This is a genomic window from Yinghuangia sp. ASG 101, from assembly GCF_021165735.1.
Taxonomy (GTDB): domain Bacteria; phylum Actinomycetota; class Actinomycetes; order Streptomycetales; family Streptomycetaceae; genus Yinghuangia.
Window position 1 is genome coordinate 7,460,612 of record NZ_CP088911.1, and the last position, 11,487, is coordinate 7,472,098.

General features: G+C 69.8%; 9 protein-coding genes and 1 pseudogene. 4 read left to right on the plus strand and 6 right to left on the minus strand.

Features of this window, described 5'->3' with window-relative positions:
• Nucleotides 1-676: 676 nt before the first annotated feature.
• The 4 genes from LO772_RS31870 to LO772_RS31885 form a co-directional block, all read right to left on the minus strand.
• Nucleotides 677-1,162 carry a VWA domain-containing protein gene (locus tag LO772_RS31870; RefSeq protein ID WP_231775500.1) on the minus strand — a complete coding sequence of 162 codons (486 nt, stop codon included), beginning with the start codon at nucleotides 1,160-1,162 and terminating at the stop codon, nucleotides 677-679.
• Nucleotides 1,163-1,538: 376 nt separating this feature from the next.
• Nucleotides 1,539-4,157, minus strand: coding sequence for an excinuclease ABC subunit UvrA (locus tag LO772_RS31875; protein WP_231775501.1), 2,619 nt, complete (start codon nucleotides 4,155-4,157; stop codon nucleotides 1,539-1,541).
• A 303-nt stretch (nucleotides 4,158-4,460) separates the two neighbouring features.
• A complete protein-coding gene (locus LO772_RS31880; RefSeq protein ID WP_231775502.1) occupies nucleotides 4,461-4,865 on the minus strand; it encodes a hypothetical protein in 405 nt (134 codons plus the stop codon).
• Nucleotides 4,849-5,046 (minus strand): helix-turn-helix transcriptional regulator, encoded by a 198-nt coding sequence (locus tag LO772_RS31885; protein ID WP_231775503.1) that lies wholly within the window; start codon nucleotides 5,044-5,046, stop codon nucleotides 4,849-4,851. The genes LO772_RS31880 and LO772_RS31885 overlap by 17 nt, the downstream gene beginning before the upstream one ends.
• Nucleotides 5,047-5,197: 151 nt before the next feature.
• Here LO772_RS31885 and LO772_RS31890 point away from each other — a divergent pair.
• From LO772_RS31890 to LO772_RS31900, 3 genes and pseudogenes are all read left to right on the plus strand, one after another.
• Nucleotides 5,198-5,480 (plus strand): annotated as a pseudogene (locus tag LO772_RS31890) (ACT domain-containing protein); the annotation flags it as partial.
• Nucleotides 5,481-6,921: 1,441 nt separating this feature from the next.
• On the plus strand, nucleotides 6,922-7,587 hold the full coding sequence (locus LO772_RS31895; RefSeq protein ID WP_231775504.1) for a DUF6461 domain-containing protein: 666 nt from the start codon (nucleotides 6,922-6,924) through the stop codon (nucleotides 7,585-7,587).
• A 167-nt stretch (nucleotides 7,588-7,754) separates the two neighbouring features.
• Nucleotides 7,755-8,852 (plus strand): Gfo/Idh/MocA family protein, encoded by a 1,098-nt coding sequence (locus LO772_RS31900; RefSeq protein WP_231775505.1) that lies wholly within the window; start codon nucleotides 7,755-7,757, stop codon nucleotides 8,850-8,852.
• Between the two features lie 838 nt (nucleotides 8,853-9,690).
• On the opposite strand, the gene LO772_RS31905 is transcribed toward LO772_RS31900, so the two are convergent.
• A complete protein-coding gene (locus tag LO772_RS31905) occupies nucleotides 9,691-9,894 on the minus strand; it encodes a hypothetical protein (RefSeq protein WP_231775506.1) in 204 nt (67 codons plus the stop codon).
• 211 nt (nucleotides 9,895-10,105) lie between these two features.
• Between LO772_RS31905 and LO772_RS36155 the strand changes: the two genes are divergently transcribed.
• The gene (locus tag LO772_RS36155) at nucleotides 10,106-10,414 is read left to right on the plus strand and encodes a hypothetical protein (RefSeq protein WP_331717291.1); all 309 of its coding nucleotides are present in this window, start codon (nucleotides 10,106-10,108) and stop codon (nucleotides 10,412-10,414) included.
• A 178-nt stretch (nucleotides 10,415-10,592) separates the two neighbouring features.
• Here LO772_RS36155 and LO772_RS31915 read toward each other — a convergent pair whose 3' ends face one another.
• Complete coding sequence (locus LO772_RS31915; RefSeq protein ID WP_231775507.1) at nucleotides 10,593-11,354, minus strand: DeoR/GlpR family DNA-binding transcription regulator; 762 nt, start codon at nucleotides 11,352-11,354, stop codon at nucleotides 10,593-10,595.
• Nucleotides 11,355-11,487: the final 133 nt, after the last annotated feature.

An 11,487-nucleotide genomic window follows, 5' to 3' on the forward strand; every position in this document is an offset into this window, starting at 1 on the left:
CGTTCCTCGGCGGTCGACTTCTTGGGGGGTGGGTACTGCTGTGTGCTTCTGGTGTTGCGTTGCGAACCGCTGGTGTTGCGGGCGGGTGACCTGACGCGAGCGTCACCCTCCGGCAGCCGACCCCGAATCGCCCGCCCTGCGACTCCCTGGGCGTGGAACCCGACTGCCGAACCTCCCGGTGCGCGCGCCCGCAGCCGACGCCTTCACCGAGGTACTACCGACTGACTTCACTGCGGTTGTTGCGAACTGCATCCGCTGGTACTGCCTCTACCGTGTTGCTCACGGCGGCCCCTGATGCTGCGAGCCGCCCGGCGCGGTCGTCGGCCTCGTTGCCCTACCACCACAAACCGGCTTCGAGACTCCGATCTCCGCACCGCTCTCCATGTCACTGCTTGCCGGCAGTTCGTCCTCTGCCAGGCCTTGTCGTCCTCTGGCTACGAGAGAAACCATAACCGCGCCATCGCCCAATGTCTACTCTGACAAAGATAGATTTCCGTGTGTCCGCCCATGAGGTAATAGCAGTCACTCGCGGCATGCGAGTCGGTGGTCTGCCGCCCGCTTCGACCGGCTCGGCGGCCGTGGGCCGTCGCTCCCGAACGGGCGCATATGTGAGCGCAGCATCTTCGCATCCATGGCGGCAGCGGCGTCGGCCCCCAGGCCCTGCGGCCCGTATCGGTCACCGGCGTGCGATGTGGGAGACGACGAAGCCGACGGCGTCGACGGCGAGGTCGATTCCGGTGGCCTTGAGTTCCTTGGCGACGTCGCACGGCGGCGGCGCGCGGGTGTCCTCGCCGTCCGAGATCAGGACGATGCGCCGCGGGCCGTCGGTGCCGAGGTCCTGGGCGGCGGCGCGCAACGCGACACCGATCGGGGTGAAGCCGACCGCCTGCATTCCGGCGATCTTCTGCTTCGCGGCGGCGCGCGACACGGCGTTCATCGGCCCGATGGGGGTCAAGAGCTGTGTGTCGGAGCGGCCCCGCGTGCGGTCCTCACCGGGATAGGCGGCGCCGTAGGCGCGCAGTCCGAGCCGGGCCTCGTCGGGTGCTGTGTCGACGATGCGGCCGACGGCCTGCTTCGCGGCGGCCAGGCGGGTCTGGCCGCCCGCGTCGTCGGCCTGCATCGAACCGGACAGGTCGAGGACGAGTTCGATCTCCGATGGCATGTCGACGGGCACGGTAGGCGCGTTGGCCGCTGTCGGGGCCGCGGAGGCGGACGCCGTACCCGGTATGAGCCCGCCGAGCACGAGTGCCGGGATGGCGAGCACAGACACGCGGGAGCGTCGTGAGCGGAGGTTCATGAAGCGTTCCTTCGGTCACCCGCGGCGTCCACGACACCGCCACGTCGGGGGCGCGCTCGCCCGCCTCATCGGCCCCGCACGGGCCGCGGCCCTGGACGCCATCGGCGGCGGAATCAACACCTCACAGCTCGCCGCCGCCCTCGGTGCCCGTCGGGCTGCGCGCCGATCGTCAGGATTCAGGGCAATCGGGCAGTCGTAGCGCGGCCGGAAGCCGCTGTGCGACCCCGCGGGCCGCGGCCCGTCAGCGGCGCGCGGCCTGGTGTACTTCCAGGAGCGGCAGGCCTTCCGCGTACCGGCGGAGGTATCCGGCGGTCGGGGTGTCCGCCGCCGCGACGGTTTCCGGGGTGCCCTGCGCGACCACCGCCCCTCCGCCCGGCCCTCCGCCCGGCCCCAGGTCGATGACCCAGTCGGCGGAGGCGGCCACGGGGATGTCGTGTTCGGCCACGACGACGGTGTTCCCCGAGTCGACCAGCACATCGAGTGCGTCCACCACCCGCTGGACGTCCGAAGGGTGCAGCCCCGACACCGGCTCGTCGAGCACCACGAGGCCGGCCTTGCGGCCCGCGGCGCCCCGCCGGATCGCGGACGCGAGCTTCAGCCGCTGTGCCTCACCGCCGGACAACTCGGTGGCGCTCTGGCCGAGTTGGAGGTAGCCGAGGCCGACCTGCTCCAGAGATCTCAGTGTCTCCGCGAGCTGCCGAGGCTCGGGGAGACGTTCCACGGCCTCCGCGACGGTCAGGTCCAGCACCTGGTCGACGGCCAGGCCACGGTAGGTGATCTCCAGGGCCTCCGGCGTGTAACGCCGGCCCTCGCACGCGTCGCACACCACCCACACATCCGGCAGGAAGTGCATGTCCACCAGCTTGCGCCCGTATCCGGTGCAGGTCTCGCAGCGCCCGCCGTCGGCCGTGTTGAAGCTGAACCACGAGGCGTCGAGCCCACGGGCCCGGGCCGATTCCGTCTCGGCGAACAGCTTGCGGACCAGGTCGAACGCCTTGCTGTACGTGGCCGGGTTCGAGCGCGGCGTGCGTCCCAGCGGGTCCTGGTCGACCACCGCGACCCAGCCGAACGCGTCGAGACCGCCGACCTCCCGCACCGAGTCGTCCACCGTTCCGGCCAACGCGGCCTGGACGCTCGCACCGAGCGCGCCGAGCAGGCTGCTCTTCCCGCTGCCGCTCACCCCGGTCAGGCAGGTGAGTCGGCCGGCGGGGAATCGCACGAGGTCGGCGACCACGTTGTGGGCGCGCAGGCCGTACAGCTCCACCCAGCCGTTGTCGTCGTCGACCGGGCGGCGGGTCCGGCGCAGCCGGGGCTCCGCGCCGGCCAGATGGCGCCCGGTCAGCGAGTCCGGGTGGGCGGCCACGGCGGCGGGCGGACCCGACACCAGGACCTCGCCGCCGAGGCGGCCGGCACCGGGCCCCATGTCGACCACCCAGTCCGCCCGGGCGATCAGTTCGGGGTCGTGCTCGACGAGGAGCACGGTGTTCCCGGCCTCGCGCAACTCCAGGGCGATGTCGAGCAGGTGGGACTTGTCCGCCGGATGCAGCCCGGTCCCGGGCTCGTCGAGGACGAAGGTGATGCCGCTCAGCTCGGTGCACAGCTGCGCGGCGAGCCGCGTTCGCTGCAACTCGCCGCCGGACAGCGTCGCCGCACTCCGGGACAGCTGAAGGTGGGACAGGCCGAGCCGGTCGAGGATGCCGAGTCGGCGGCCCAGGTCCCACAGCAGTGGCTCGCCCACGGCGCGTTGCCGGGCGTCCAGTTCACCCGCCACACACTCCGCCCAGCCGCACACCTCGCGGACGTCCACCTCCAGGAGCGCGGGGTACGCCAGGCCGCCGAGCCGGACCGACCGGGCCGCCCGGTCGTACCCGTCGCCCCCGCAGGTGACGCACGGCCGCTTGCGCATGTACGGCAGGTAGCGCTGCTTGGCGCCGGGCGTCCGGGCGTTCACGAACACCCGCTCCACCTCGGCGAGCGCGCCGCGCAGCGGCTGGCTTCCGGTGTAGGTCATCCGCGCCGTCTCGTTCTTGTTCGGTATGTCGACGGTCGCCTCCACGACCTCGTCACCCGTGCCGTACAGCACGCAGCGGCGGAACGCCTCGGGCAGCGACTGCCACGGCCGCCCGAGGTCCACGCCCCGCTTCTCGGCGAGCGCCGGGATGAACGAGTGCTCACCGGACCGCCACTTGGCGTACCAGGGCGACGCCCCGTCGAAGAGCGGGAGTTCGGGGCGGGTGATGATCAGGTCCTCCTGCGCCTGCCAGTGTCCGCCCACTCCGTGGCACTGAGCGCAGCTCCCCTCCGGGGTGTTGCGGTCGAAGTGCGCGGTCGTCAGGTGCCCGTTGCCGTCGGCCGTCGCCGGATCCGCGCCGAGCACCGGGAGGCGTGAGTAGAGCAGCCCCAGGTGTCCGTCGATGCCCGTGATCGTCGCGACGGTGGAGCGCGGGTTGCGGTTCAGGCGACGCTGGTCGACGGCAAGTGTCGCGCCGAGTCCGAGGATGCGGTCGACCTTGGGTCGGTTGCGTTGCGTGATGTACTGCCGTACGAACGGCGAAAGCCCTTCCAGATAACGCAGTTGGGCCTCGCTGTGCAGTGTGTCGATCGCGAGGGAGGTCTTTCCGCTGCCGCTCACGCCGGTGAAGGCGACGAGCCGCCCTCTGGGGATGCTCACGGTGACGTCGCGCAGGTTGTTGGTGCGCGCTCCCACGACGTCGATGCTCTCGCGACCGGCGTTGGTTCCCTCGCGCGCGGGGTCTGCCGCTGACGCGGTCAACGCTGGTCCGCCTTGTCGGTCGGGGAGCGGCGGTGCGACGTCGAGCGGCTCCTGAAGCTTGTCGAATTGCCGTGTGGTTTCGCGCATGGGAGTCCTGTCGTGCGTGGCCCCGTCGACATCCGTCGTCGACGATTACCGGTCACCCATGATCGGAGTGAAACCCGACACCTTCTGTCATGTTTCCGGCCGCGTTTCGCCCTGTGCCTCCGAAGGTGCCGCCACCGGGCATACGGTGATGCGCAGTCGGACCCGGGTGTGGCTGTTCGCCCGGTTCGCCGACCGGGCGGACAGCCGTCGAAAGACCATCCGGCGCACGTCCCGTGGCGCCTGCCGCTGCCCGTCGGTGTGGCTGCCCTCGGCGGGCGGGCTGGGACCCCGGCTCGGGGGAGGTCAGCCGCGCCGCGAGAAGTACGCTGAGGACGCCATGAAGGAGAGACCGCCCGCGCCGGCCAGCAACGAGAACGGGCCGCCGATGTCGCCGCGAGCCAGTTCGACGCAGAGGCCCGCCACGACGGCGAGCATGACCACGCTGCCCGAGGCCGAGGACGCCTTCAGGTAGATCAGTTGCCCGCGTTCGTCGTCCTCGCTGCCGCTGAGCTGCGCCGCGACGTCGCTGCGCCGGGCGAAGAGGGTGACCGCCAGTCCGTAGCCGATCACGATGACCGGGAGGATGACGGCGAGCACGACTTCGCCGCGCAGGGCGGTGGCCACCGACATTCCGGCGCCCGCGAGGCAGGCCAGCGCCAAGACGTACCAGCGGCGTCCGGCGCGCGACGGATTAAGCGTCGTCGACATGAAAGATCTCCTCCACCGTTGTCCCGAAGTGCCTGGCGATGCGGATCGCCAGTGGCAACGACGGGTCGTACCGTCCTTGTTCGATCGCGTTGACGGTCTGCCGGGAGACTCCCAGCGCGACGCCGAGCGCCTGCTGGGAGAGCTCTTGGGCGGTTCGCAGCCGCCTGACTTCGTTCCGCACACTTGGAAAGTACGCTTTACACTGCCCATGTGTCAAAGAAGCTTGACATCGACGAGTCCCGGCCTGTCTCCGCAACCGCGGCTCGGGGTGACGCCGACCGTGCCAGGTGTGCTTCTCCGGATCACTGATCGACGAGAGCGAGGTTGCCAACATGTCCGGCGAGAGTGATCTCCGGAAACCGCTGAGCGGCATGCGCCCGGAGCTGAACGTGGGCGTGTACGTGTTCACGGCGGTCGAGGGTGGTGTGCCCCTCCGGCGTCACGCCTGTGGTGACCGTGGCCGAGCGCGAGGGCGTGACTCTGGTGGTGCCGCTCGACGAGGCAGACGCGGCGGGCTTGGCGTACGACTACGTGGCCGGCTGGATCACCTTGCGCATCCACTCCACGCTTGAGGCAATCGGACTCACCGCCGCCATCTCGCGAGCACTCGCCGACGGCGCGGAGAAGTCGTTCGTCCGCGATGCGGCTTTCGACCTGGCCGCGCACTGGGAGGCGTCAGCGTGATGGGCCTCTCAGCGGCGGCCTCAGACCGCGAAGGGCTCTCGATGTTTCCCCTGCGCTGGATGAACCGTCACCTGGCCGGGGACGGACGCCGCTTCGCTGAGGCCGCCGGCTACCGTGCTGAGCGGGTTCCCACCCCAGGTCGGTCTCCGGCCCGCGCGGTTCCGGGGGTCGAAGACCCTGTGCGGACGACGCCAGTGCGGACGACGTGTTCGCATCCGCCGCGGGCGGCGGCGATGTGGTCGACGGTGCGTCCCGAGGGCTTCCCCCTCCATCTGGGCCCGAGGTCTCGACGTAGGTGTCCTCCCTGGTGCCGCTCACGTCCGCGCCGGCGGGCACCGACCCGCCGATGGGGGTGCCCAGGGCCGGTGCGGCGCCCCCGACGGCAGGGGCGCCCATGGTCGCGTGGCGACGCGGGTCGGAGGCCCCCACGAGCCGTCGTGACGCGTGGTCGACGTGGCGCGGTCGGCGTCGCACGCGCACCAGGGCGAACAGCGCGAAGTTGCCGGCCAGCGCCACGAGGATGAGGACGGCCGCGTGCACCGGATCGCTGTGGAGGGCGAGAAACAGCGCGTACGCCGCCGCGAACACGTCGAGGACACCCGCGACGGTCGCCAGTTCCATGGCGGTGACATCGGGGCGGCGCCTGCGGATCCTCCTGCTCATGGCTCCCCATCAGCGCAGTTCCGGGGCATCGGAACAACGATCGCCGACGCCTTCCGCGTGTTCGGGATGGCGACTTCGCTTTCGCGTCCATCGAACGGAATCGCTGAATCTTTGTTTTCCGACGTCGGTTTTCGGTGCCGCGGGAAAACGCGTTGGCCCGATCGGGGCCGCGGGGAAGCGAGGTGTCACCTGAGCGAGGTGTCACGTGGAGGAAGCCGCCGAATCCACCGCGAACGCGGCGGACGTGGTGTGCGTGGGTGACGATCCCGTCCGCCTGCACATCGTGCTCATCCGGGCCTCGCAGCCAACTCCATGGCTCGGCCGAACGCATCCACGCGATTCCGGCCGGGCGCGACAACGAGACCGGTCTCCGCTGCGCCCTTGACCCCGAAGGTGAGGGACTTCCGAGGGGCCCTCTCGCCCTTGATCCCGGTCCTCGCTCCCTACGATCGTGCTGCGCGGACGGTCCGCACCGTCGCGGCCCTGAACCGGAAAGCGCGGGTTCGAAACAAACAATGGTGTCCGGGTCCGGCCGCGGCCCGGCGAGACGTCCACCGCGGGCATCAGGCGACCGTCCGCCGCCCGGGGCAGCGGCAGCCGCGCCGGTGCTCCGGCGCGAGCGACAAGCCGACCCGCGTCCTCACGGGCCCGTCCGCGCACAACACGGCGTCCGCCGAGCTCGGACAGAGCGGTCCGGCATGCTGCGGGCATGCCCGACATCCACGAACCACCCGACCACGAGATGTACTCCTGGCTGGACCGCCCTGCCAGCCCGATCGGGGACGGGAGCCTGATCTTCGTCAAGTCGCTTCCCGCCGATGAGGTGCTCCGACGCCTCGGGGCGGACCCTGCGGCGGCGCAGTTGTTGAGCGGTGAGGAGCGCGCGAATCGGGGCGATGCGCCTGAACTGACGAGCGTGCACAGCCTCGGCGGGACGTGGACCCTGGCGTTCGAGCCCGGCGGTTTCGACGCGTTCACCGAAAAGCCTGTGCGACGCCTGTCGGTCGGCACGGAAGTGGTCATGTTCAACCGCGACATCCTGGCCCACTGCAGGTTCCGGCACATCGTCGACGGTGAGCCGTGGACGTACTTCGACGCGGTGGCGCCCGACGACCGTTACGGCCGTCACCCCGACCGGCTCGCCGAGGCCATGCGCCGCATCGGGCTTGACCCCGACTACGACTTCAACGACTACGACGACGAGGACGACAATCTCATCACCGGTGAGGAACCCCCGCACGACGGATACTGGAGCTCGATGACCATGGCTCTCGTCGAGACCGTCACCGGTCTACGCCTGGACCCCCATGCCCTCGCACCGCCCGCGCCAACCGTGAACCTGCCTCTGACCAAGGCGCACAGGTTAAGCGTTTGATGCATGTTTTCGATCCTCGATGTGTGAGGAAGCGGTCGGCGGTGTTGGCGTGATGGGTATTGGCGGCGAGCATCCGGTCGTGGCTGGTCTGTTCGGCCCTCGGTGTGCCGAAGAGCCGTCGGAAAACGGGTTGTCGTGGACGGGAGACACCAAGCGATCATGTACGCATGCGCGTTGGTGTGATCGGATTGAAGATGGGGCTGTACTTGGCGGGCTGGTGTCGGCGGGTGGGCATGGAGGTGGTGGCCGCCTGCGACCGTGACGCCGCGCGACGGGAGGCTGCGCGGGAGGAACTGCCCGACGCGGTGCTCACGGACAGGTGGGAGGACCTGCTGGACCACCGGCTGGACGGCGTCGTCCTGGCCAATGACTTCGACGCGCACGCTCCGCCGGCCATCGCTTTCCTGGAGCGGGGCGTGCACGTGCTGTCCGAGTGCGCGGCGTGCGTGGACGAGGACGAGGGGCGGCGCTTGATCGCCGCGGCCGAGCGCTCGGTGGCGACCTATTCCTTCGCCGAGAACTACGTCTTCCATCCGCATATCCGCCTGATCAGACAGGTGGTCGAGGCAGGAGAGCTGGGCGGGGTCAGTCTGATCGAGGCCGATTACCTGCACGGGATGTCACCTGAGGACGTCGAAGCGCTGATCGGCGACCCCGGTGGCTGGCGCGGCCGTATTTCCCCGACGGCGTACTGCACACACACCATCTCGCCGGTGCTGGCCGTCGCAGACGCCTGGCCGGTGGAGGTGTCCGCGTTCGCGGCGGACGAGGCCTCCCCGAACAACGCCGTTGTCATGACTGTCCGGCTGTCCACCGGCGCGCTGGCCGTGACCCGCCACGGCTTCCTCCAGGGCGAGCCCGACAGTCACTGGAGTTGGCTGTCCGTCCGCGGCCGACGCGGGTTCGCCGAGTCCGTGCGCGCGGCCGGCACGCGGTCGTGGTCCGTGCGTATCCGGGCGGAGGGTTGGACTCAAGCCGACGGCGTCATGCGCGAGGAGGAAACGGTCCCGCCTTTCCTCACTTTGGACGGGCGGCCGGTCGAGCGGCAGGCGGAGGGGACGGTGCGCATTCTCCAGGGATTCCGGGCCACCGTGGAACGCGGGGAGCCGCCACTGGTTCCGGTGAGGTCCGCTGTCGCCGCGTCGCTCGTCGGCGTGGCCGGCGCCAAGTCGCTCAAGAACGGTTCCCGGCCAGAGCGAGTGCCGGACTTCTCTCCGAGCGACACGGTGCCCCTCAGGGACGATAGCGGAGGTGCCGAAGGCTAGCCGGAACGGCGGGCGATTGAACCACCCGTCCTGGCGGTGGGCGCTGCTGGTCAAGCCGCATGTCGTCAGGGTGATCCCTGCCCAGGTCAGCAGCGATTCGGCGTGTGGGAACAGCCGTTCGTCGTCCCGCGCGTGACGGCGGGCGTGCATGATCCAGGCAAGGGACCGTTCGACGACCCAACGACGGGTCACGACGACGAATCCGACCGCGCCCTTGCGCCGGTTGACCGTCTTCAGGTCAGCCCGAGCCACTTCGTCGACCAGCGGACGAGCCGGCCGGCGTAGGCGATGTCCGCCCAGACGATGGTGATTTCCGGATGCGCAGCCGCAGCCTGAACGGCACTTCCTTGGTCACGTCCCGACCGGACAGGTCCACGGGGGGTGACCATGAAGAACAGCAGCAGCCCGTGGGTGTGTCGACAACCAGGTGTCTCTCGCGGCCGTTCACCTTCTTCGCGACGTCACAGCCGCACGACTCCCGGCCGACCGTCTCCGCTGCCCGGACGGACCGGATGCCGATGACGACAACTCCGAATCTCCGACTCAGGTGACCCGTCGGAGACCCAGGGCTTCGCGAGCCTGACGGCGACGTCGTCGTTGTTGTTCGCCCCGCGGCAACGGCAATTCCCTTTCCGCCCAAGGGCATTCCCCAACGACGTTGGCAGCCAGAATCGCGGTGCGCACGCGCATGCGTCTTCTCCCAACAGTGAGGAAGAAGTCACCGCATGCCCAACCGTCGAGTCAGCCGATAGGACGTGCGACGCGGTGCCCGCATCAGCCTTTCGACGGTACTCACGCGGTCGGAGCCCTCGCGCTCACCGTGCAGAGCGGACGGTTCTCATACCCTGTGGACCAGTACAGCTCGCACTTCCACGAGCGCTTGCGGAGGGCGTCCTGGAGTTTCTTCCCGGTGGTCGGCGTCGAACGGCACCTCGTGCGGCTCCGGTGGCAGGTCGACGCGAGCAAGCTCGCGGTGGTCGGCCGCGTCGACGAAGTGGAGCCTGCAATTGTCCTGCGCGATGACGGCCAGCACGTCGTTCATGGCTCTCCCTGGTGAGGGCGTGGTCGGGGGATGTGTTCCACGCTGGGCCCGGCGGTGGATGACCATCGGTGAAAGAGTGGTCATGATGCATTCCGCTCTGGATAATCCAGGGCATGCCCCAACTCGATCTCAACCTCCTCGTGGCCCTGCATGCCTTGCTGGAGGAAGGCTGACCGGTGCGGCGGAACGCTTGCACACCTCACCACCGGCGATGAGCCGCACCTTGGCCCGCCTGCGCCGTACCTTGCAGGACCCGATTCTTGTCCGCGTCGGCCGTGGACTTGTCCCCACCGCGCGTGCGCTCGAACTTCGGGCCGCGGTCGGCGCTTTTGTCGACCAGGGACGAACGCTGCTGGCCCCCACGGCGCCGCGGAGCCCGAGGACCTGTGTGCGGATCTGGCGATTCAGGCCGGCGACGTGGTGCTCACGTAAGGACGGTGTCCTTCACGACCGACTGTTCGTTGACCACGCCGACGACGGCGACCTTCTTGCCGGCCATCTCGGACTGGAACTGCGCTAGCCCGTGGCCGACTTCGTCGCCGCCGCGGGTGTAGGAGAACCAGGGGCCTGGGCCTGGGCCTGGGGGTAGTTCTTCGCGGTGAGCGAGCCGCCGACCAGCGCGGTCTCGCGGCACACGCGCGTTCGCTCCGGGACGTTCGGCGTGCGTAGTCGTGTGCGGCTTTTGGCGTCGGTGGGGGTCAGGCGATGACGACGGTGCCGCCGGCGTGGCTGAGTGCGGTGCGCAGTTCGGCGGGGCAGGGGGCGTCGGTGATGAGGATGTCGAAGCCGTCCAACTCGCAGACGCGGTGGGCGGCCGTGCGGCCGAATTTGGTGGAGTCGGCCAGCACGTAGCGGTGGGAGGAGTTGGCGAGCATGGCCCGCTTGGTGGCGACCTCGTCGAGGTGGAAGTCCGTCAGGCCGTACGGGGCAATGCCACCGGACCCCACGAACGCGGCATCCGCGCGCAGACCCCCGAAGAACTCCACGGCCTGGGCGTTGGAGCACGCCAAGTCGCCCGCCCGGAGACGGCCGCCGCTCACGAGCACCTCGACGCGGGGACGGGTGCTGGCTTCCGCGGCCACGAGAAGGGAAGGGGTCGCGATGACGCCGACGTGGTCGGCGGGCAGGGCGCGGGCGACTTCCAGCGCGGTGGTGCCGACGTCGATGACGACGGTCTGATTCGGCTCGATGAGGGCCGCCGCGGCCCGGCCGATGGCCTGCTTCTCCGCGGCGAGGGTGCCGCTGCGTTCGCTGAAGGAGGCCTCCTCCCCGACCGGTGCCTGGGGGCTGGTGGCGCCGCCGTGGACCCGCGACAGCTCGCCGCGCCGTTCGAGCAGCGCCAGATCCCTGCGGACGGTCTCCTGCGACACGCCCAGCAGGGTGGTGAGGTCGTCGGTGGAGACGAACTTGAGTCGGCCGATCTCGGCGACGATCCGGCGGCGGCGCTCGGCAGCGAGCATGCCCCACCTCCTTGTCCTGGTGACCGTTTCTGTGGATCTGTGACTGAATCCTAGCGGTCGGATGATGGCGGTCAGGGTGGTCTTGCGCTCCCACAGTGCTCCTGCACGGCGATGCGCGGAGTATTCGATGCTA